Raw genomic sequence first — 22773 nt, forward strand, 5'->3', positions numbered from 1 at the left:
TGCAACATCTCCAAAGTGTGGCACACTTAGCTAAAAACAATCGTTTGCTTATTTTCTACCCGAAAACAACCGCATTTCCCTACGAATATTGGAAATAACTTTAATTTAGCGCAACTATAAAAACCGATTATTTATGAGCATGGTTGATTCGTTTGAGAAGATACCAGTACGTATTTATCCCGATCTAAAAGAAGGTTCAAAATTCGCCGCCAGGGAAATAGCCGATCTCATCCGCAACAAACAAGCGGCCGGCCTGCCCTGTGTATTAGGCCTTGCAACCGGTTCAACACCGCGTTCCATGTATGCCGAACTGGTAAGAATGCACAAGGAAGAAGGATTGTCCTTTAAAAATGTGATCTCTTTTAACCTGGATGAATATTATCCCATTGAGAACGATGCGCTGCAAAGTTATAATCGCTTTATGCATACGCATCTGTTCGATCATATTGATATCGATCCAAAGAACATTCATATACCCAATGGTGAAGTTCCCAAGGAAAAGATCAAAGCGCATTGCCTGGAATACGAGCGCATGATCGAAGATGCCGGTGGCATCGACCTGCAGGTACTGGGCATTGGCAACAATGGACATATCGGTTTTAATGAACCCGGTTCCAGCATCGGCTCCCGCACCCGGCTGGTTACATTGGACACTTCTACCCGCATTGCCAATTCACATGAATTCGCCAATATTTCAGAAGTGCCCCGCCTCGCCATTACCATGGGCATCAGTTCTATTCTCAAAGCCAAGCGCATTTTATTAATGGCCTGGGGACCGGCGAAAGCTGCCGTTGTTCAAAAAGCCGTGGAAGATAATGTTACAGAACAAATACCGGCCTCTTTATTACAACAGCATAATGAAAGTTTATTCATTTTAGATGAAGCCGCAGCTGCAGAGCTCACCCGCTATAAATCACCCTGGCTTACCGGCGATCTTGAGTGGACACCCAAGATGATCCGCAAAGCGGTGGTGAATATGGCCCTGAAAGTGAATAAACCTTTATTGAGCTTAACCAATATCGATTACCGTGACAATGGTCTGGGCGATCTGCTGGTGGAAAAAGGCGATGCCTATGAGATCAACCTGCAGGTCTATTATATGCTGCGTGACAGCATTACCGGCTGGCCGGGCGGCAAACCCGACCTGCATTTGCCCAACCATCCTGAACGTACAAAACCCTATCCGAAGCGTTGTGTGATCTTCAGCCCCCACCCCGATGATGATATCATTTCCATGGGTGGCACTTTCCAGCGCCTGCACGATCAGGGACATGATGTACATGTTGCCTACCAAACATCGGGTAATATTGCAGTAACCGATGAGTTCGTTACCCGCTTCATGGATTTTGCGGTAGGTTTTGAAGATATGTTCGGGGTCGACAGCAAAAAATCAAAAGCCATACTGGAACAGGCCCGGCAATACCTGCGGTTCAAGAAGTCGAACCAGATAGATACCCCCGAGATCAGGTCGGTAAAAGGACTGATCCGCCGTTGCGAAGCCAAAGCAACCTGCCGTTATGTAGGTATAAAAGACGAGAACATCCACTTCCAGAACCTGCCTTTCTATGAAACAGGCACCATTGAAAAGAAACCAATGGGTGAAGAAGATGTAATACTTACTATAGAATTATTACGTTCTATAAAACCGCACCAGATCTATTGCGCCGGCGATCTGGCCGATCCGCATGGCACCCATAAGGTTTGTCTCGATATCGTATTTGAATCATTACGCCGCATAAAAGCAGCCGGTGATGAATGGGTGAAAGATTGCTGGGTTTGGTTGTACAAAGGCGCCTGGCAGGAATGGGACCTGAGTGAAATTGAAATGGCCATTCCTATGAGCCCCGACCAGGTAATGAAAAAGCGTTTTGGCATTTTCATTCACCAGTCGCAAAAAGATATGGTCCCCTTCCAGGGAAGCGACAGCCGCGAGTTCTGGCAAAGGGCTGAAGACAGGAACGCCAATACCGCCAACCTGTATGCCCAGTTAGGACTTACAAAATATGCCGCCATGGAAGCATTTGTGCGCTGGCATTTTTAGAGTTACAAGTTTCAGGTTGCAGGGAAACCCCAACGCTGTAACACACAATGCAAAAGGCAATTTCTTGCGAAATTGCCTTTTGCATTTTCTCCCCCCTGTAACCTGTAACATGGAACCTGTAACTGTTACTTTAAAAGAATAGGGTATCACCCAAATGGATGACACCCTACTCAATATAACACCTTCCTCAACTCTCAGGAGGCATTAATTCATAAGATCAATGATGGTTTGTTTGTCGGGTAATTCGTTGAACACATAAACGGGGATCTCATCCATCCCGTTATTTACCCGCAGGCTTTTCAGGCGATCGATATAGCCCTTTTTCGGATCATTAACATACACGATAATAAGATCCGGAAGCCTGTTTTCAATGTGAAACAAGAGTTGTTGAAAATTCTCCACAAAATCTGCTTCAACAGGTTCAGGGAGATGTTGCAACAACTGTTTCATAGGCAGTACGTTCTCGCTATGGTCGTAAAACAATATAATATACCTGGATTCTACCTGCATACTGTACTGTTTTTATTATGCAATAACCTAAAAATTGTATTCCACCTTTGGGTTTTTGATTGTATTTTCGGTATTCCTTTTTTGTCGTATTTTATTGCTTTATGCATTGAAGAAGTGCTGATAAGGTTTAGAGGTTCCTGCCCAAAGATATAAAGGCAGGTTAAAAATAAAAATATATGAGTTTTTATAATCAGTATCCAACAAATGTACTAATCGCTGAGGATGACGACGAAGACTACCTGATCTTTTCACTGGCAATTGAAGAACTTTCATTTAAGGTGATCTTATCAAGGGCAGAGAACGGCGATATTCTCTTTAAACTGTTGGACGAAAATAATCCGGATATCGTCTTTCTTGACCTGTTAATGCCGTGCAAGGATGGAAGACAATGTCTGCGCGAGATCAGGGCTAACAAGAAATACGATTCCATTCCCATTATCGTATACTCTTCGTTAAGTGATCTGCAAAATATTGAGTTTTGTTACCGCGAGGGATCGAATTTGTATGCGATCAAACCGCATACGTTAACGGAATTAAAAGCTATTCTTGAGAAGATATTCAGCATCGACTGGAAAAAAGTACTGTACTTTCCACCCCGCTCCATGTTCGTGCTTAACCCACAATAAACGGTTTGTAGTTTGTAGTTTGTGGTTTGTAGTTTATTGTTGATTCGACATCCGGGAAGCCTGCCATTATTCGGCGGCCAGCCTTTAAAGAACCACAAACTACAAACCACAAACCATAAACTAAACTCTTCCTTATTTTTTCCCTAACATCAATAATGTAGGATCATCCTCCTGTGTGTTACCACTACTTTCAACGTTCGGCTGATGTACGGGCAATGAAATGATAAAGGTAGATCCTTTGTTCACCTTGCTTTGCACCGAAATAAATCCGTTGTGCTTTTCAACGATCTTTTTACAAAGGGTCAGTCCAATACCCGTGCCTTCAAACTCACTATGTACATGCAGGCGCCTGAACATATCGAAGATCTGTTCGGCATATACCTGGTCGAAGCCGATGCCATTGTCCTGTACATAGATGCGGCAGTATTTTACGGGTTCCTTGTTGGAGGTGGTGGCAGTGATAATTTCTGACCGGATATCGATCACCGGATGTTCATCTTTTTTGCTATACTTCAACGCATTGCTCAGCAGGTTCTCAAAAAGCGGGCGCATAAGCCCGGGGTTCACATCGATCGAAGGCAGTTCCTGGATTTGGATACTGGCCTTTTTTTCCTGGATGGTTGCATCCAGTTCATCCATCGCCTCCTGCAGAATAAGATTGAGATTGTAATGAACAAATGTATCTTTTTCATTATTTATCCGCGAGAAGGCCAGGATATCGCTGATCAGCGTTTGCATGCGCACAGCGGCGTTCTGAATCCGGTTAATATAATTTACTGCCGGGTTATCGAGCACCGACTGGTACTTTACAAACAGGAGATCGCTAAATGTGCGGATCTTACGCAATGGTTCCTGCAGGTCGTGGGAGGCCATGAACGCAAAACGGTCGAGGTCGCGGTTGGCCGATTCCAGCAGGGCAATATTTTCGAGCAGCTGCCGGTTCAGCTCTTTCACCCGCTCTTCGGAGGCTTTTCGTTCAGTCACTTCCATTTCGAGGTTCCGGTTGATTATGGTAAGCCGCTTTTCCTGCTCTATGAGCCGGTGGTTTTTCCGGTACAGATCAACGAGCACGCTCACTTTTGCCCGCAAGAGGTCTGAATTGATGGGTTTATAAATATAGTCTATCGCCCCCATCCGGTACCCCTTGTAGATATTCTCTTCACCATAGTTATTGGCGGTAATAAATATGATGGGAATATGTTTCAGTTTTTCGCGTTCATAGATAAGCGCTGCCGTTTCAAATCCGTTCAGGTTGGGCATTTTCACATCCATCAAGATAAGCGCAAAGTCAATTTCACTCAACAAGATCTTCAATGCCTGGCTACCTGAGCTGGCCTTAACAAGAGCATATCCATCGGGAGCCAGAATGGCTTCCATAGACATCAAATTATCTTCGCGGTCATCAACTAACAGAATTTTTGGACGCATAAAAGGTCAATGTGCTAATTTGCTAATGTGTTAATCTGCTAATGAAAATACAAAAAGCACGCTTACTACTTATTTATAGAACCATACTCTCATTAATGAAAGTAATTGATCGATCTTTAAGGGTTTGGTAATATAATCCGACGCACCTGCTTCTATACATTTCTGTCTGTCGCCTTTCATCGCTTTAGCCGTAACAGCTATGATCGGCAAGGTACTGTTCTTATGCTCCCGCCGTATTTTTTGGGTGGTCTCATAACCGTCCATTTCAGGCATCATGATATCCATCAGCACCATATCAATTTTCGGATTGTCTTCCCTGATGATATTTATGGCCTCCTTACCACTCTCGGCCGTGATCACATTGATATTATAACGCTCAAATACCGTTGTTAGTGCGAAGAGGTTCCTCACATCATCGTCTACCACCAGAATATTTTTGCCGGTAAGAATATCTTCTTTCTTCCGGATATTCTCAATGATCTTCCGCTTGTCGGCCTGCAGGTCTTTGTGGTTGATGTGCAGGTGCAGGATGGTCTCTTCGAGCAGGTGTTCCAGTGAATTTACCCCTTTCAGCAGAATTTTACTGGATACATTGTTCAGCTGCTGCAATTCTTTTTTATTGAACTCCTTGGCTGAATACATAATTATCGGCGTAAGCCTGGGTTTATTTTCAGCCACCTGCTTAACCACCTCATTTCCCGGCAGGTCGGGCAGGGAGTAATCGAGGATGATGCAATCGAAATCTTTGCTATTGATATCATGCATGGCTTTTTCACCGGTTTCGGCCAGCGTTACCTGCATATTATCGGAGCTCAGCAATTTAACGATCTGCGAGGCATCTACCTCATTATCCTCTACAACAAGGATCTGCTTCACCTCTTTTTTGTTGAAGGCTATAATGTCATCGAAGAGGTCATTGAGCGATTCATTGTCCAATGGTTTTAACCGGAAACTGCGGGCACCGCGTTTTAATGCCAGTGCCCGGTTCTCTTCACCCGAGATCAAATGAATGGGTATATGCCGGTAACTAAGGTCATTACGCAGGAGCTCCATCACTTTCCAGCCGCTGGTATCGGGCAGCTTCACATCGAGGGTGATGGCAATCGGCGTAAAGCGGTTGATAAAGTCGAACACTTCGATGTAGTTGGTGGCTACAATGGCTTTTAACCCGTACTGATGCGCCTTTTCTATAATGATCTTGCCAAAGCGGATATCGTCTTCCACGATCAGGATCGCTTTTTCATTTGGCTGCACATTGTTGCGGTCGTCGCCGGTATCGTTGATCATTTCGCTTACGATATGCAGGCCGCTTGCATCTGCGCCTTCGCCGGTAACACGGATCGAATTGAGCAGGGTATCGATTTCCCCGCTATCGGTTCCTAACTGGTACTGGTACTCTGAAAGGTTGGCCGGCGCTTCGCGGGTCACCACGCCCGACACATTTTCGATGGGCAGGAAGAGGGTGAATGTACTTCCCTGACCCGGTGTACTATCCAGCTCAATGGTACCGCCTAACAGTTCGGTTAAACCGCGGCTGATGGATAATCCCAGGCCCGTTCCACCATATTTACGGCTGGTGCTTCCTTCTGCCTGCTGGAAGGCCTCAAAGATGATGCTTTGTTTTTCCAGCGGGATACCGATACCGGTATCGTTGATGGCAAAAGCTACCACGCGCTGGGCCGTATCGAGTGATGTATTGCCGGGTTTCCAGTTGCGGTTGGCTTCATAGATCTTCAGCTTCACCTCCCCTTTCTCAGTAAACTTGAAGGAGTTCGACAACAGGTTCTTCAGGATCTGGTTCAACCGTTGTATATCGGTTTCCATGGTTTCCGGCAGGCGGGTATCTGTTTCTATGGTAAAGCGCAGATGACGTGCTTCTGCAATAGGCTTGAAGGTTGTTTCCACAAATGAAGTGATCTCGAAGAAACGTACCGGCGCAATATTGGCGGTAATGAACCCTGATTCGATCTTCGACAGATCGAGGATATCATTGATCAGTTGTATGAGGTCATCACCGCAGGAGTGAATGGTTTTCGCATAACGGATCTGCTTCTCCGTTAAATTGCCTTCGGCATTCTCATACAGCTGCTGCGCCAGGATGAGCAAACTGTTCAATGGCGTACGCAGCTCGTGCGACATATTCGCCAGGAACTCTGATTTATACTTCGAGGTAAGTGTTAACTGTTCTGCTTTTTCTTCCAGCGAGCGGCGGGCTTCTTCCACTTCCTTGTTCTTGGCTTCCACTTCGTTCTTCTGTTTAACCAGCAGCAGCGCTTTATCCTGCAGCTCATCGTTGGTCCTGCGCAGCTCTTCCTGTTGTACTTTCAGCTCACTGGCCAGTGATTGCGACTGGGCCAGCAGTTCTTCGGTACGGGTATTCGCTTCGATGGTGTTCAACACGATACCGATACTTTCCGTTAACTGGCTCAGGAAGTCGAGGTGGGTTTGGCTGAAAGTATCCAGCGAGGCCAGCTCAATAACCGCTTTCACGTTGTTCTCGAACAATACCGGCAGGATGATCACGTTGGCTGGTTTGGCTTTACCTAATGCAGAACTGATGCGGATGTAATTGGCCGGTACATTGGAGAGGATGATCCTTTCTTTTTCAAAGGCCACCTGCCCTACCAGCCCTTCGCCAATGGAGAATTCGGTCTGGAAGTTCTTGTCTGATTTATAACCATAAGCGGCAAAGAGGCTCAGTTTTACGTGCTGGCTGTCTTCTTCCTGTTTCAGGATATAGAAGGCGCCGAAATGCGCACTTACTACCCGCGCCAGCTCTGATAATATTTTCTGCGTTACTGTTTTCAGGTCGCGCTGGCCCTGCAACATCTGACCGAATTTGGCCAGGTTCGATTTCAGCCAGTCCTGCTCCTGGTTACGTAATGTTGTTTCGCGCAGGTTGGTGATCATCTGGTTGATGGTATCTTTCAGGGCTTCCACCTCGCCTTTCGCTTCCACGCGAATGGTTCGGGTAAGGTCACCTTTCGTTACCGCCGACGCCACTTCAGAGATTGACCGCACCTGGGTGGTAAGGTTCTGCGCCAGCTGGTTCACGTTCTCGGTAAGGTTCTTCCAGATACCGCTCGCACCAGGCACACTGGCCTGACCGCCCAAACGCCCTTCAACACCCACCTCGCGGGCCACCGTAGTTACCTGGTCGGCAAAGGTGGCCAGCGTATCGATCATTTCGTTGATGGTATCGATCAGCTGCGCTACCTCACCACGCGATACAATGGTCAGTTTCTGTTTCAGGTTACCGGTTGCCACGGCGGTCACCACCTTGGCGATACCACGCACCTGGTTGGTAAGGTTACTGGCCATCATGTTCACACTATCGGTAAGGTCTTTCCAGGTTCCGGCCACACCACGTACTTCGGCCTGGCCACCCAGTTTACCTTCGGTACCTACCTCGCGCGCCACACGCGTTACTTCCGATGCGAAACCACGCAGCTGGTCCACCATCGTATTGATGGTATTCTTCAGATCGAGGATCTCGCCTTTTACGTCGATGGCCACGGTCTTCGAAAGGTCGCCGCTGGCCACCGCCTTGGTCACTTCAGCAATGTTACGCACCTGGTCGGTAAGGTTACCGGTCATCTGGTTCACGGAGTCGGTAAGGTCTTTCCAGGTTCCGGCCACACCAGGCACAAAGGCCTGACCGCCCAGTTTACCATCGGTACCTACCTCCCGCGCCACACGCGTTACTTCAGATGCGAAGGCACGCAGCTGGTCCACCATCGTGTTCAGGGTTTCTTTCAGCTGCAGGATCTCACCGCGTACGTCCACCGTGATCTTCTTTGACATGTCACCGTTCGCCACCGCAATGGCCACCTCGGCAATATTACGCACCTGGGCGGTAAGATTACCGGCCATCTGGTTTACCGAGTCGGTAAGGTCTTTCCAAGTACCGGCCACACCCGGTACGTTCGCCTGTCCACCCAGTTTACCTTCCGTACCTACTTCACGCGCCACACGCGTTACTTCCGACGCGAAACCGCGCAGCTGGTCCACCATCGTATTGATGGTATTCTTCAGCTCCAGGATCTCGCCTTTTACATTCACATCGATCTTGCGGCTAAGGTCACCATTCGCCACCGCGGTGGTAACTTCAGCGATGTTACGCACCTGCGAGGTAAGGTTACTCGCCATTTTATTTACGCTATCCGTTAAGTCTTTCCAGGTTCCGGCCACACCCGGTACGTCGGCCTGACCGCCCAGCTTACCTTCCGATCCCACTTCACGCGCCACACGCGTTACCTCGGATGCGAAACCGTTCAGCTGGTCCACCATCGTATTGATGGTATTTTTGAGCTCCAGGATCTCACCGCGCACGTCCACGGTGATCTTACGGCTAAGGTCACCCTTCGCCACCGCCGTGGTCACCTCGGCAATATTACGTACCTGGCCGGTAAGGTTACTGGCCATCATATTCACCGAATCGGTAAGGTCTTTCCAGGTTCCGGCCACACCACGTACTTCGGCCTGGCCACCCAGTTTACCTTCCGAACCCACTTCGCGCGCCACACGCGTTACTTCCGAAGCGAAACCGCGCAGCTGGTCCACCATCGTATTGATGGTGTTCTTCAACTCGAGGATCTCGCCTTTTACATCCACATCGATCTTCCGGCTAAGGTCACCGTTCGCCACCGCGGTGGTAACTTCAGCGATGTTACGCACCTGGCCGGTAAGGTTACTCGCCATTTTATTTACGCTATCCGTTAAGTCTTTCCAGGTTCCGCCAACACCAGGCACGTCGGCCTGTCCGCCCAGTTTACCTTCTGAACCCACCTCACGCGCCACGCGTGTTACTTCCGAACCAAAAGAGTTCAGCTGGTCCACCATCGTGTTGATGGTATTTTTAAGCTCCAGGATCTCACCTCGCACATCCACGGTGATCTTACGGCTAAGGTCACCCTTTGCCACGGCGGTGGTTACCTCCGCGATGTTACGTACCTGGCCGGTAAGGTTACTGGCCATCTGGTTCACCGAGTCGGTAAGGTCCTTCCAGGTTCCGGCTACCCCTTTTACCTGTGCCTGTCCGCCCAGTTTACCTTCGGTACCTACTTCCAGGGCCACACGGGTTACCTCAGAAGAGAACGAGTTCAGCTGGTCAACCATCGTATTGATGGTATTTTTAAGCTCTAAGATCTCACCCCTTACGTCTACCGTGATCTTGCGGCTCAGGTCACCCTTTGCCACCGCGGTAGTCACCTCGGCGATGTTCCGCACCTGGCCGGTAAGGTTACTGGCCATCTGGTTCACCGAGTCGGTAAGGTCTTTCCATACCCCACCTACCCCTTTTATTTTTGCCTGGCCGCCCAGCTTACCTTCCGAACCTACTTCACGCGCCACACGCGTTACCTCGGCCGAGAAAGAGTTCAGCTGGTCCACCATGGTATTGATCGTATTTTTCAACTCCAGGATCTCACCTTTTACGTCTACCGTGATCTTACGGCTCAGGTCACCCTTTGCCACCGCGGTAGTCACCTCGGCGATGTTCCGCACCTGGCCGGTAAGGTTACTGGCCATCTGGTTCACCGAGTCGGTAAGGTCTTTCCAGGTTCCGGCAACCCCTTTTACCTGCGCCTGCCCACCCAGTTTACCTTCGGTACCTACTTCCAGCGCCACCCGGGTTACCTCACTGGAGAAAGAGTTCAGCTGATCCACCATCGTATTGATGGTATTCTTCAGCTCCAGGATCTCCCCTTTTACGTCTACCGTGATCTTTTTCGACAGGTCGCCTTTTGCCACCGCCGTGGTCACCTCGGCGATGTTACGTACCTGCACCGTCAGGTTACTGGCCATCTGGTTCACGGAGTCGGTCAGGTCTTTCCATACCCCGCCTACCCCTTTTACTTTCGCCTGGCCGCCCAGTTTACCTTCCGAACCTACTTCGCGCGCCACGCGGGTCACCTCCATGGAGAAGAGGTTCAGCTGTTTCACCATGTCGTTCACCTCCTTGGCAATGGTGGCGAATTCTCCCTGCAATACGTGACCGCCTATTTCGAGCGGCATTTCTTTCGACAGGTTCCCTTTTGCCACCGAGCTGATCACATCGGCGATCTCGATGGTGGGATGCACGAGGTCGGAGATCAGGATATTCAGCGATTCAACGCCGGTTCGCCAGGCGCCGCGCGCGTTCGGCAGCTCGATACGCTGGTTCAGCTTACCCTGTTTACCAATGGTATTACCGGCGCGGGTAAACTCCATCATCATTTTCTCATTGAGCGAAATGATCTCATTGAGCGTATCGCAGATCTTACCGCTCAGCCCCACCTGGTCGATGGGCATCCGCACACTGAAATTGCCATTCTTCACCTGTGTAAGCACATGCAACAGCTCACGGGAGTCGAGTACACCGTTCAGCTGACGCTGGGTGCCCTCCGTTTCTTCTTCTACTATGAACTTAGCTTTCTTTTTAGCTGGAGTGATCTTTCCATTGGCAGGTACCGCCGCTGCTACATCTTGCCGGTTTGAGCGGGTAGTGCTGGGTTTTGAACGCGCCATAATCAGGTATTTTTAGTATTTACTTTTAAATTTAGGAACATGGTGATCAGAGAGCATGTACTGAGGCTGGTCGGCTAACATTCGATGTTTCAGGTCAGAAGACGAGCACGGTACAATTGTGCCGGATATTGTCTCAAACAGCGTTCCGTTTTTTTTGTAATATTTCATATGGCTATTGCTGCATTTTTTATCATAAACAGTTAGAAAAAAGATATATAAACGCCCCATTTAGGCCATGCAACCCCAAATTGGGCAAAGCATTACCCAAACGAACCTTGTGGAATGATATCGTAAGCGTGTAAACCCCCTCTATTTAATTCCGGGACCAGCCCCCGGCAAAGATTACATAAATACTCCATATGAATCGATTATACATGATTGAAATGCTCCTGCAGAGGCGGCACGAAGCGCTGCAATGACTTTTTTTTAAAAAAAATCAGGGCAATGGATAAAGGTGATGGACTGTCTTCTGAAATCGCCTTTGAGGGAAGATGAATACGGGAAAGGATCAAGCATTGTTTGGCGATAAACGTCAAAAGCGTCATCCTTTTTCACGGCCATCAGTTAAAAAAACGGCTGTTATATACTGTTATAATTTGCAAAATATTAAATCCGATTTCATAATTGATTGGGGGAAAATTCCCTTACCTTTAGCTGGTGCAGTCGCTTTCTCTTCGTGCATATATAGCATACCTACAACATCCCGCAATGGGGCCTGATGATAGCACTGCATAGCGGAATTATTACTAACGTATGGCGCCAGGTGTTTCACCTGACTGGTTATCATTTACAGGTCGCTGTTTTATTCAAAGAACATAACAGTTCAGCTGTTAACGCAGATGCTATTGTCGTAACTGCATAGCATCCGGATCAGTGTGTGAATAAATAGCCCATTAAATCATTGCTAGGTATGCAAATAAAACTGATTGCTGATAATTTAAAAGAACTGGCCTTTACTGATCAACTTCCGACCGCATTGAATGGCTATCTGGTTCCCGGCGCATCGGCTGTTGCCGCATCGGGGAACTTCGGACATGTATTGTTTCAGCAGATACAGAGTAATGGGGTATTCATTCGCCTGCAGCACTTTCTGTTGAACCGCGGCTGCACCTTCACGATGATGGAGTATGAGCCTTTAATAAAATTACGCTTTCACCTAGTTAATCATATCCAATATCATATTGAGGGACTGGGTAACCTGGTCTTCTATGAACAGGGGTATAACCTGTTGTATATTCCTTTTCAGAACAACCGGCTTTATTTTCAGAACGCGGGTGTATATTTTTCTGTGGATATTCATTTCCCGGTATATGTGCTGTCGCAAAAACTGCCACCTTTAGTTTTAATGAATGATTTTCAGAAAAAAGTTTTACACCAGCAACCGGCCATGCTAGTTCCGGTGAACCAGGTGGCCAACCGTTCCCTGCTCACGCATGTGCATCAACTGATACAATCCGGCAAACGGTCAACAGCCGCCCTGCACACGAGATCACTTACCCTATTGCATTTATGTCTCGAGAACATCTCTGAGCATCCGGTATGGGAACCGGTGAACCTTACGATGCAGGAAGCGCAGGCGATATTTATGGCAAGAACCAAAATGGAAGAAAATCTAAAACAGGAATGGACGATAAAGGAATTGACACAATTGACAGGCCTGAACGACTATAAACTAAAGACCGGGTTCCAGCAACTGTATCATAGCAGTCCGGCCGATTATTTGCGCGATATCCGCATGGAAAAGGCCTGGCAGCTCTTATCGGGCAAAAGATATTCGGTTTCGCAGGTAGCTGAAGAGGTAGGATATACGAACTTAAGTGCTTTCTCGAAGGCGTTCAAGAAGTATTATCATATAACGGCAAGGGCGCGAACGAAGGAAAATCCGGAATAGTTTATTGTTTGTGGTTTGTGAATACATATTGACGTAAAAAAAATATTTAATTTTCGCTTTTTTGGCAAAATGTTTTTAGCTATGAAATTTGGAGGGCTTATCAAGGACATTGTAACTTTATAGAAGCGTTTTTCAGGTGATGATAATTGTTATACGCGCGTATGATCCGGTTCCCATCCGTCACTAGCTATCTGCCGTATACTACCTGTTCAAACGATTGATTATACCAGTCAGCTTAATAACATTCATTTAAAGGTCTACATTTCATAAGATAAGGTTTATCATGGTGTTGTATGAATAGTGCTATACTGCGCCGGCAATGATCACATATTCGAATTACCGGAAATTGGTTAAGCCAATGCATGCTATTGTGAGGGTTTGCATGGCCAACTTAATCGCTCGCTCTTTCCGAACATCATATCCGGTTGTTCAATTGGTTCAAAACCGGCGCATTTTTTATGCGCACCAATCACCAGCTGCTGCCCATACCCGCTATTTGCGACTTACCAATTACTTGTGCGAAAGCTGCGCGGCTGCCCAGCCACCATTCACCACTTACCACTCATCTGCTATGGCAATACAATGATCTTGTTATTTTCAATTTTGAAGTGAACGCCGCCGTATTCGAGCGTTTTAAGCACCGTGGAGAGATTTACTTTGCGGGAAATAGCACCACCGAATCTATAATCAGGGGTTTTACCTTCATATCCTATTTCAACATTATACCAGCGCGAAAGGATGCGCATAATCGATCGGATGTCGGTATCTTTTAAGGAAATATACCCATTCTTCCAGGCAAAGGCAGCTTCCAGGTCGTCCACATCGATCACCTTCATTGCATTGCTGTTGCTGTTCCCCGCCTGCGGGATCAGCGCCTGTTGTCCCGGCATTAGCAAAGCAGTGTTTGCGGCCGTACCAGCATGAGGAACTGATACTTTTACCTTTCCATTCAACAAAGTTGTTTTAACCGCCTGCTCGTCGCCATAGGCCATAATATTGAACCGGGTTCCCAGCACTTCTACATTTGCCAGGTCTTTCCCTGCAGGATCTTCAACGGTTACAATAAAGGGGGTATTAGCTTTATCCGCGTCTGTAACGGCGGCCACTTCGAAATATACCTCACCGGTGATGGTGACACGCCTTTCACGCGCTAAAAAATGTGTAGGAAATGTAATGGACGAAGCGGCATTCAACCAAACTTTACTGCCATCAGGCAGTTCAAGACTGTATTGACCGCCGCGCGGTGTGCTTAATTTGTTGTAGGGGGTGAGGAGATTCCAGGCTGCCCAAAGCTGTTGATCGGCCCGTTCATGAAAGCCTGTACTTTCATATTTTAGGGCGCCGTCCTGCACCTTTATCACATTCCGGTTCGCATCGAGCGCCAGTTTTCCGGTATCTGCATTGCCTACATCGATCACCCGGCCGTTCGCCAGGGTGAGTATTGCTTTATTACCTCCCGGCGACATATTCAATGAGGCCGGTTCAAATGGTGTGGTTTCAGCCTGTGCCGGTTTTTCAGCCGGCCAGTATTGCCAGGTAACGGCTCCTGCGATCAGTAAGACCATAGCAGCTGCAGCATAGGCATACCAGCGGCGGTAAAAAGGAACCGGCTTTTTTGTGATTTCCACCTGCGCACTGATCTTCTGCCACCAGCCCTCCATATCGATCTGTTTCATGTCCTGCAGGTCGGCCAGTAATCGCTCGCTGTCATTTACGGACTCACTTGCCTGCGCAAACGAAGGATGGCTTGCTTTCCATGCCTCGAGGTATTGCAATTCCTCATCGGTTATTTCCTGCCGTAACTGCTTCAGCAGCAACGCGGCGAAATAATCCGCATCGTCCATGTCTGAAAAATTCATTGCTGTGTCCATAATGTAGCCTGATATAGAAACACCGTTTCCGGGAGCTTCCTTTATAGAATGTCGAAATAATTGCGGTGATTCACAGCGATGCGGTTCCAGGTTGCAGGTCCCGGGGCTTCGGTAGCAGCCGGCTGAATAATAAATGGGATGCAAATATTTTAAGGCCCCTGAAACGGGTAACCTGAAACTGCAACTATCTGCGGATCACCGATTCACCATTCAGGATTCACTATTCATAGCCAAAAAGCATAAGAGGGCAGACAGCATCCCCTTCTTTAACAGGTTGGTACGTATTAACTGGATCGCCTTGGCTCTTTGTACCCAAACGGTATTGATGGAAATGCCAAGCATTTCAGCGATATCATCGGCCGACCGGCGTTCATAGTAGATCAGCTTGAATATTTCTTTACAGCGGTTGGGCAGTTGTTCAATTTCATACTCCACTTCGCGCAGCACTTCTGCATGAACAATCAAACTCAATGCATGCTGATCGATCTTATCCTGGATCCTGTTCAGCTCTTTTTTCGAGGAATGTTGCCGTTGGGTATGGCGCAGGTAATTCAGGCAGGCATTACGGGTGGTAATGTATAAAAATGCTTTAATATTTGCAATACTATCGAAGGAATCGTAGCGGTTCAACAATTTCACAAAACTATCAGCCGCAATATCTTCTCCTTCCCCCTCGTTGTCAACCAATCGCTTTGCGAAGAAACAAAGGCTTGGGAAAAACATATCATACACGGTCTTGAACGCATGTGTATCCCCTCTTTTAAATTCCTGTAAAAGAGACCTATCCTGAAAATTATGTTTCATTCCTCAGTACTTGTCATCCCCTGTCCGCGCTACCAGGTGATGAAATTTATTTGCAGTTATTAATAATCCCCTTTATACATGTGTAACTAACGGAACGAATATCGATCATTAAAGCATAGGTCCAAAAAAAGTTTGGTAAAACTTGCATCTACTAACAGATAACCTGTATATATAAGTTCTTTTTTTATCACAACGGCGTTTGGGGCATGTTACCAGGATAATCTGCAATGAGTTTCATACGGTTATTGCACATTGACGGCTAACATGTATCTTGTGGCGCCATCCTTTTACCTTAACCATTGTATCTTTTTATTACATTTAATGAAATGATTCCCGTAAACGGTTATGCAGGCGCCTGAACAATTATACCGGAAATTCCAGGAAAGCTTTTATAAACATTACGAACCGCTGTGCAAGTATGCTTTTACCATTGTAAAAGAGCCGCATAGCTGTGAGGATATTGTTCAGGAAACCTTTTTGCGCGTTTGGGAGAAAAAGCAAAATCTCATTGGGTCTGAAGAGCTCACCTGGTACTTATATACGGCCGTTCGTAATAACTGCCTGAGCTTCCAGGAAAAAAAGCAAAAGACGGTATTGGGTGAGGTGAACGAGCAGGAAATTGTTGAAACACCAGCCGAACGCCCGCAGCCGCCCACGAAGGAAACCGACTTTGATACCCTCTTAAAAGATGCGCTCGACAGGCTGCCGCCCAAGTGCCGTGAGGTCTTCGTGTTGAGCCGGGTCAGCAACCTTACTTATAAACAGATCGGCGATTCCCTCGGCATTTCCGTAAAAACGGTTGAGAACCAAATGGGTAAAGCGCTTAAAATTTTGCGGTCCTACATCAGGCAAAAACAGGGCCTGATCATAATTGCCTGCATAATTTTCTGGTTTTTGACGTCATAAGTAGGGGTAACCCTCAATTTAATGTTATTACAACAGGACGATTGAATGAATCAAAAAGAACACATACTTAATCTGATCGCCAAAGAACTGCAAGGCCTAGCAACGCCACAGGAGGTGGAAGAATTACAGCAATGGCTGCAATCGGATGCTGCCTGCCGGCAGGAGTATGAGGATATGCAACGCATTTGGGAAAAAAGCGGGCCTTTACTGGCAAACCCAGGCTTTCGCGCCGACCTGGCCTGGCGGAAACTGGATGAAAAGATCGCCCGCCCGGCCGTTCGGGAAAAGATCCCTTTCCACGCAATCATCCCGCTCTTTGCGTCGCGTTCAAAATTAGCCGCTGCCATTTTGATCCTGGTTTGTATTTCTTTAGGTGGATACTGGTGGTACCGCCAGGCCCAATGGCAAACAGTGGCGGCTACCGACAAAAACGCCATTATCACCCTGCCCGACCATTCTGTTGTGACTGTACGTAAAGGAAGCTCCATAAAATATTTAAAAGTATTCGACAAAGAAGAACGCCGGGTAAAATTGAGCGGCGAGGCATTCTTCACCGTTCAACATAATGAGCATCAGCCGTTTTTAGTTACTACCGGCCATGCAGAAATTAAAGTGCTGGGCACTTCATTCCTGGTGAATGCCACCAGGCCTAGGGAAGAAGTGGTCGTTGTCAGCGGCAAAGTGGATGTAACCGATATTAAAAAGCATCAACAGGTGATGCTCACGAAAGGACAAAGAGCCATACTAACGAACGAACAGTTTTTCCAGGAGCCTGTTGCCGACTCCAATTATATTGCCTGGAAAACGGGTAAGCTCTCCTTTAACAATACCACGCTGCCAAAAGCCTTGCAGGATCTTGCAGACTATTATGGCATTGCCATTGAACTGGCGCCCGGTCTTTCGCCCGGGGCAGAAACCATTCATATCACCGTAGCATTTAATAATCAACCAATAGAACAGGTGCTGGAAGAGATCAGCCTGATCACCGGCCTGCAAACGAAAAAAGAAAACGATAAAATCGTATTTTATCGGAATTAAATTAGTTCTTTGTAGCTTTTGGACGTAAAAACACCGGTGAACTGCGGGCTATAGCTTGAGTTATAGCATGAAAAGACTGTTCTGTATATTGGTTGTGCTGCTTAGTAGTATTCAATTGACCCAGGCCCAACGGGTCGGTTTATTCACGCGTTCCTATACCCCATCTTTTCAGCAAGGTTCTGTTAAACAATTTCTCGAAGACATCAATACACATGGCCCTATTATCATTGAATATGCGGCTAATTCTTTAGACACCGGCAGGATCATCAACCTGCAAGGATCGCCCGCAACCATTAGTTCGGTACTGCAGCAGGTATTAGCGGGACAGAAGATCCACCTGCTCGAAAAAAACAATAAGCTTATTGTTACGCCCTCTCCCACCCCAATAGCCGAAGATCTTTTTGTCAGCTGGTATTCCGTTTATGGCATTATTCGCGAAACAATCAGTGGTGAGCCGCTGGCGGATGCTACGATCTGGCAACCAGCGCGGCAACGGGGCAGTTATTCGAATAATCACGGCTATTACACTTTATTACTTCCCGAAGGAAAAAATATCATTTACCTGTCTTATGCCGGCTACGACACCCGCAAAATGGAGATCGATCTCAAAGCGAATACGCGTATAGATGTTCACCTGACACCTAAAAGCGATATTAAGGAAGTAACAGTTACCTCGGCGCCCACCATGGCGGAAACCGAAGAGAACAAAGCAGCGAAAGAAGCCAGTTCCTATGATATCATCCTCGGTGAATCAGATGCATTGCGTTCCTTCTATCTCGATCCCGGGGTGAAAAATATTCCCGAGATCACCTATGGCATGCTGGTACGCGGTGGCAGTCCTGACCAGAACATCTTTTTGCTCGATGGAAACCCGATTTTCAACCCCACGCATTTACTGGGTACGCTTTCCATAGCGAATAAGACCTCGCTGAAGTCGATGTACCTGTATAAAAAGAATTTTCCGGCCAGGTATGGCGGCGGTTTATCGTCGGTCATTGATGTAATGACCAAAGACGGCAATATGCAACGCTGGCAGGGCGAAGCGAATGCCGGCTTACTGGCAGGTTCTTTTACCCTGGAAGGACCTATAAAAAAAGACCGTTCATCGATCATGGTCTCTTTTCGCCAAAGCTGGATCAACCCGATCCTGCGGATGCTTAGATCCGGCATCAGCGTTAACTTTTACGACCTGCATGTGAAGTACACCCAATGGGTAGGTAAAAGAGACAAGATCATGGTGAATGCTTATGCGGGGAACGATGAATTGCAATTACATCAAAACTATACGAATAACCAGCAACGCTGGGGTAATAAAGCGGCTACCCTCAACTGGAACCGGTTGCTCAGTGCCCGTGCGTTCATCAACTCTTCTGTTAATATAAGCAACTACGATAATATTGCCGGCTTCCGGTATAAATTGTACGACAGCACCGGTCACCTGGTGCAAAACCGGGTGTACAATACCTATTCTTCGATGCGGCAATATAATATCCGGACCGCACTGGAATTTTCCGCCAGCAATCACCTGCGGTTCAATATTGGCGGCAAGGCAGCCTACACGCGTATCAGGCCCTTCGATACCAATGTATCTGCCGAGTTTATGGACAGGCCCGGCGACTTCAATGCCTTCCCACCCCTTTCCTTCAGTGAAATGGTATTGTTTTATGAAAATGAATTCAGGCCTAATGAGCGATGGTTCTTCCGGCCCGGACTGCGCGTTTCGTTTTACCAGCACAAAGATTTTAAATATACCGCCTGGCAGCCTCGTTTCTTTGCCGTTTATAAATTCGATCAACGTCATCAGTTTGATCTCTCCTATAATCACATGACCCAATACCTGCACATGGTGACCAATCCATACATGGGCATTAACAGTGATGCCTGGGTGCCCAGTACAGGTGAGCTTAACCCCGAAGAAAGCGACATGATAAATCTTGGTTACAGTTACCGCAATCATAAAAAGCTGAGTTTGCATGCCGATGTATACTACAAGCAAATGCGGAATGTGACGAATTATGCCGAGGGCAAGAACCTGTTCCTGAATACGGCCGACTGGGGTCACAATGTACAACTGGGTAAGGGCTGGAGTTATGGACTGGAAACAAAAGCAGAGCGGATCAGCGACAAATGGTATTTACACCTGAGTTATACCTTATCGTGGAACTGGCGCCGCTTCGTGGGCATAAACAATGGTGCGAAATTTCCTTTTAAATACGACCGCCGCCACGAGATCAATGCAGCCGCTACTTTTAAGTATAATGAACACTGGAGCTTTTCAGCTTTCTGGATGTTTGCTACCGGCGATGTGTACAGCCTGCCCAATCAGGTATATCCTGATTTCGATGATGCGCAACAGATCAGGGATCCGCTGGCGCCCAAAGAATACCGGTTGATCTATAATTCTTCCCTCTCGAAAATGTACCGCACCCTGCCCTATCACCGGCTCGATGTATCAGCCAGCCAATATCATAAGCTGGGGAAAAATGTCCGCTCCCGCGTAACGGCGGGCGTTTATAACATATATGGTTCGCCGAGTCAGTACGTGTATGACCTCGAAGGAACCCTGGGCAAACGATCATTGGTGGTAACCACCAAATACCAGTATTTTAAAGTAACACCGTACATATCGTATACGGTGGCGTTTTGAATAATATGAAAAACAGCTTACCATATAATTACTTAACCTGCCTGATGATACCGGCGCTTTTGCTTTGCGCCTGTAAGAAGCATTTTTCGAGCGATCAGTTCGAAGACGGCAAGCTGGTCGTACTGGCAGAGATCACGGCGCTTGATTCGGTTAAGATACCTATTGGCAAAACCATCAAAGTTGAAAATGGCAGCCTGATCCGTTTTGAAAAAGTAAACGATGCCACGGTAACCCTTACTGAAACCAATACGATGAGCTGGATCCTGCAACCGAATTATTCCCTGCAATATGTGAACAACCCCACCTCGGTTTTCACCAACAAAAAAAGGTTCAAGGCCAATACGACTTATAAGATAGAGATCAATCACCCCACATTGGGACTGGTGCAGGCGTCGACGCATATTCCGCTATTTCCCCGCCTGCTCAGCGTAGATACTATCTCTACAAATTACCATGGAAAAGAGGTGCTGTCGGCCACTATCACCTGGAAGGATTCGTTGAATCATGAAGAATATTACGTTATTGAAGCAGTAAAAGAACAGGTAAGGAACAATCATTTTTTTTACTACCAGGGCAAGCGCTACAGTTATGATACACAGGCGGGCAGGGAATTGTATGAGACCGTAAAAAATACGCCCGGTGTTACGCTGTTAAGAGATACAGTTGGCTTGAATAAATTCACGCGTTTGTATTTACATACCGAAGATGATCAGTCGGACAATGCGCGTATTGATAAACTGACCAATCCATTCCGGCGCATCTTTTTTTCCGATGCCGTATGTAATGGCATACAGTATACGACCCGGGTTTTTATAGATAAACAATTCTTCGTTGACCCCAAGCAAAAAGGCAGGGTGCGGCTGCAATTGAAATCGGTAAGTAAGGAATTGTACAATTATTTGAAGTTATACGAGAAATACAAAACAGATTTTGGCTCGGTGCCTGCGAACCAGCTGGTGTCGCCTTCGGGCAATGTTGAAAATGGACTGGGCATTTTTGGCGGATCGGCGAAGCGGGAAAGGATCTATTATTTTGATGTGTTATTGTAAAAAGAAGAGTTTATGACGTATGGTTTATAGCTCGAAACAGGCCTCCAGGAGTTTGTGGCGTATGGTTAATAGTTTGAAATGGGTCGTTAATAGTTTTTAGCACATGGTTTATTGCTAGAAAAGGGCCACCAGGAGTTTGTGGCGTACAGTTTCGAGCTCGAAACGGGCCTCAGAGTTTATGGCGTATGGTTTATAGCTCGAAATAGGTCGTTAATAGTTTTTAGCGTACCGTTTCAAACTATTAATGGGGCGTTTAGCAGATGGTGTTTGGGGCTGCAACAAACCGAAACTAACTTGTAATGAACCGTTTCCCTTTGTTATTTCAGCAATCACGGGGCCCGATTAAAGAAGCATTGCTTTAAGCGGGGGAACCATGAACAGAAATAAGCCGGTTATGAAGATGGATGGTGAACGCAGTCTGTTGGGCTGGAAAGCATTGTCCTTTAACTATGATGATATTTCTCATTGCGAATGATGGTGCAGGCGCGGTATAATTGTTCGGCCAGGATCAAACGCACCAGTTGGTGCGGAAAGACCAGTTTTGAGAGGGACCATTTGGTATTCGCCCTTTTTACTATGGCCTCATCAACGCCGTAAACGCCACCGATGAGGAAAATGAGGGTTTTGACACTTTCATTGGCGCGGGCCTGTAAAAACTCAGCCAGTTCAGGGGAAGTAAAGGATTTGCCCCGTTCATCGAGCAGCACCAGGTAATCGTCTTTTTTGAGCCATTCGAGAATGGTTTCACCTTCTTTTTTCTTCAGGTCCATTTCACTGAGCATACCGGCATTTTTTGGCGTTGGAATGAGGTTCCATTCCACCGGAAAGTATCTTGATAAGCGGGCAGTAAATTCCTCTATGCCTTCTTTCACATAGGATTCATGGTTTTTACCGATTGACCAGCATTGAATTTTCATAATGGACCTTTAAAGCGTAAATGCATTTGGCATGCCAGTGCAAGGTAGGGAATATCAGGGAGTTGTGGAGAGGGGAAAGGAATTGTGGCAGAGGGGGCCAGCAAGCTGGCGCCTGTTAAAAAATGAATGAAAAAACAGGTAAATCAGCTGATTTATTTTGGAGTGAATAGCAAATATGTTTATTTTTGCCGCCCATTCAGGAAATTAACCCTTGTGGTTCAACTGAATAGGAACAAAATGGCCCTGTAGCTCAATTGAATAGAGCATTTGACTACGGATCAAAAGGTTTCAGGTTTGAATCCTGACAGGGTCACCAGACAGGACAAGACGGATTTTCTTCCTCTTGTCCTGTTTTTTTGTCCGCTGAAACCAGCGGCCAGACTGTGGATCAAGTCAAATTTTTGGGGGATGAGGTAGTTAAGCATAGATTTTCTGGAGTCTGAATAGGAAGAAATTAATGTCTCGAACTCCCCGTGCAGAAGATCTAAAGGCTTTAATTTTTGCATTGAAGGATTCGGCAGAAGCGTTGGTACTTCTG

At 46.9% G+C, this 22773-nt stretch carries 14 protein-coding genes and 1 tRNA gene; 8 read left to right on the forward strand and 7 right to left on the reverse strand.

Features of this window, described 5'->3' with window-relative positions; translation table 11 throughout:
• The first annotated feature begins 133 nt into the window (after nt 1–133).
• Nucleotides 134–2041 carry a glucosamine-6-phosphate deaminase gene (gene nagB / locus JT717_RS24910; RefSeq protein WP_205513789.1) on the forward strand — a complete coding sequence of 636 codons (1908 nt, stop codon included), beginning with the start codon at nt 134–136 and terminating at the stop codon, nt 2039–2041.
• 204 nt (nt 2042–2245) lie between these two features.
• Here the strand turns inward: nagB and JT717_RS24915 are convergent, their stop codons facing one another.
• A complete protein-coding gene (locus JT717_RS24915) occupies nt 2246–2551 on the reverse strand; it encodes a hypothetical protein (RefSeq protein ID WP_205513790.1) in 306 nt (101 codons plus the stop codon).
• Nucleotides 2552–2727: 176 nt separating this feature from the next.
• Here JT717_RS24915 and JT717_RS24920 point away from each other — a divergent pair, with 176 nt between their 5' ends.
• Nucleotides 2728–3177, forward strand: coding sequence for a response regulator (locus tag JT717_RS24920; RefSeq protein ID WP_205513791.1), 450 nt, complete (start codon nt 2728–2730; stop codon nt 3175–3177).
• Between the two features lie 132 nt (nt 3178–3309).
• Here the strand turns inward: JT717_RS24920 and JT717_RS24925 are convergent, their stop codons facing one another.
• Nucleotides 3310–4605: a response regulator gene (locus JT717_RS24925; RefSeq protein ID WP_240348410.1), complete on the reverse strand. Its 1296-nt coding sequence runs from the start codon at nt 4603–4605 to the stop codon at nt 3310–3312.
• A 69-nt stretch (nt 4606–4674) separates the two neighbouring features.
• Nucleotides 4675–11112 carry a HAMP domain-containing protein gene (locus JT717_RS24930; RefSeq protein ID WP_205513792.1) on the reverse strand — a complete coding sequence of 2146 codons (6438 nt, stop codon included), beginning with the start codon at nt 11110–11112 and terminating at the stop codon, nt 4675–4677.
• Nucleotides 11113–12022: 910 nt separating this feature from the next.
• Here JT717_RS24930 and JT717_RS24935 point away from each other — a divergent pair.
• Nucleotides 12023–13003 (forward strand): helix-turn-helix transcriptional regulator, encoded by a 981-nt coding sequence (locus tag JT717_RS24935; RefSeq protein ID WP_205513793.1) that lies wholly within the window; start codon nt 12023–12025, stop codon nt 13001–13003.
• Nucleotides 13004–13572: 569 nt separating this feature from the next.
• Here the strand turns inward: JT717_RS24935 and JT717_RS24940 are convergent.
• Nucleotides 13573–14874: a FecR family protein gene (locus JT717_RS24940; RefSeq protein ID WP_205513794.1), complete on the reverse strand. Its 1302-nt coding sequence runs from the start codon at nt 14872–14874 to the stop codon at nt 13573–13575.
• Nucleotides 14875–15084: 210 nt separating this feature from the next.
• Nucleotides 15085–15678: an RNA polymerase sigma factor gene (locus tag JT717_RS24945; RefSeq protein ID WP_205513796.1), complete on the reverse strand. Its 594-nt coding sequence runs from the start codon at nt 15676–15678 to the stop codon at nt 15085–15087.
• Between the two features lie 345 nt (nt 15679–16023).
• Between JT717_RS24945 and JT717_RS24950 the strand changes: the two genes are divergently transcribed.
• The 4 genes from JT717_RS24950 to JT717_RS24965 all read left to right on the forward strand — a co-directional run bounded on the left by JT717_RS24950 (nt 16024) and on the right by JT717_RS24965 (nt 21318).
• Nucleotides 16024–16584, forward strand: coding sequence for an RNA polymerase sigma-70 factor (locus JT717_RS24950; protein ID WP_205513798.1), 561 nt, complete (start codon nt 16024–16026; stop codon nt 16582–16584).
• 45 nt (nt 16585–16629) lie between these two features.
• A complete protein-coding gene (locus JT717_RS24955; protein WP_205513800.1) occupies nt 16630–17622 on the forward strand; it encodes a FecR family protein in 993 nt (330 codons plus the stop codon).
• A 67-nt stretch (nt 17623–17689) separates the two neighbouring features.
• Nucleotides 17690–20269 (forward strand): TonB-dependent receptor, encoded by a 2580-nt coding sequence (locus JT717_RS24960; RefSeq protein WP_205513802.1) that lies wholly within the window; start codon nt 17690–17692, stop codon nt 20267–20269.
• Between the two features lie 44 nt (nt 20270–20313).
• Complete coding sequence (locus JT717_RS24965; RefSeq protein WP_205513803.1) at nt 20314–21318, forward strand: DUF4249 domain-containing protein; 1005 nt, start codon at nt 20314–20316, stop codon at nt 21316–21318.
• A 443-nt stretch (nt 21319–21761) separates the two neighbouring features.
• Here the strand turns inward: JT717_RS24965 and JT717_RS24970 are convergent, their stop codons facing one another.
• A complete protein-coding gene (locus JT717_RS24970; protein ID WP_205513804.1) occupies nt 21762–22235 on the reverse strand; it encodes a 23S rRNA (pseudouridine(1915)-N(3))-methyltransferase RlmH in 474 nt (157 codons plus the stop codon).
• Between the two features lie 239 nt (nt 22236–22474).
• On the opposite strand from JT717_RS24970, the gene JT717_RS24975 reads away from it, so the two are divergent.
• Nucleotides 22475–22551, forward strand: a tRNA-Arg gene (locus JT717_RS24975).
• Nucleotides 22552–22652: 101 nt separating this feature from the next.
• Here JT717_RS24975 and JT717_RS24980 read toward each other — a convergent pair.
• The gene (locus JT717_RS24980; RefSeq protein ID WP_369411749.1) at nt 22653–22733 is read right to left on the reverse strand and encodes a hypothetical protein; all 81 of its coding nucleotides are present in this window, start codon (nt 22731–22733) and stop codon (nt 22653–22655) included.
• Nucleotides 22734–22773 lie beyond the last annotated feature (40 nt).

Origin of the sequence: Longitalea arenae (assembly GCF_016924755.1) — a bacterium.
In the GTDB taxonomy this organism is placed as follows: Bacteria; Bacteroidota; Bacteroidia; order Chitinophagales; family Chitinophagaceae; genus Niastella; species Niastella arenae.

Coding starts and splice junctions, on each gene's coding strand:
- nagB (WP_205513789.1), top strand. CDS start 134: ATGAGCATGGTTGATTCGTTTGAGAAGATACCAGTACGTATTTATCCC.
- JT717_RS24915 (WP_205513790.1), bottom strand. CDS start 2,551: ATGCAGGTAGAATCCAGGTATATTATATTGTTTTACGACCATAGCGAG.
- JT717_RS24920 (WP_205513791.1), top strand. CDS start 2,728: ATGAGTTTTTATAATCAGTATCCAACAAATGTACTAATCGCTGAGGAT.
- JT717_RS24925 (WP_240348410.1), bottom strand. CDS start 4,605: ATGCGTCCAAAAATTCTGTTAGTTGATGACCGCGAAGATAATTTGATG.
- JT717_RS24930 (WP_205513792.1), bottom strand. CDS start 11,112: ATGGCGCGTTCAAAACCCAGCACTACCCGCTCAAACCGGCAAGATGTA.
- JT717_RS24935 (WP_205513793.1), top strand. CDS start 12,023: ATGCAAATAAAACTGATTGCTGATAATTTAAAAGAACTGGCCTTTACT.
- JT717_RS24940 (WP_205513794.1), bottom strand. CDS start 14,874: ATGGACACAGCAATGAATTTTTCAGACATGGACGATGCGGATTATTTC.
- JT717_RS24945 (WP_205513796.1), bottom strand. CDS start 15,678: ATGAAACATAATTTTCAGGATAGGTCTCTTTTACAGGAATTTAAAAGA.
- JT717_RS24950 (WP_205513798.1), top strand. CDS start 16,024: ATGCAGGCGCCTGAACAATTATACCGGAAATTCCAGGAAAGCTTTTAT.
- JT717_RS24955 (WP_205513800.1), top strand. CDS start 16,630: ATGAATCAAAAAGAACACATACTTAATCTGATCGCCAAAGAACTGCAA.
- JT717_RS24960 (WP_205513802.1), top strand. CDS start 17,690: ATGAAAAGACTGTTCTGTATATTGGTTGTGCTGCTTAGTAGTATTCAA.
- JT717_RS24965 (WP_205513803.1), top strand. CDS start 20,314: ATGATACCGGCGCTTTTGCTTTGCGCCTGTAAGAAGCATTTTTCGAGC.
- JT717_RS24970 (WP_205513804.1), bottom strand. CDS start 22,235: ATGAAAATTCAATGCTGGTCAATCGGTAAAAACCATGAATCCTATGTG.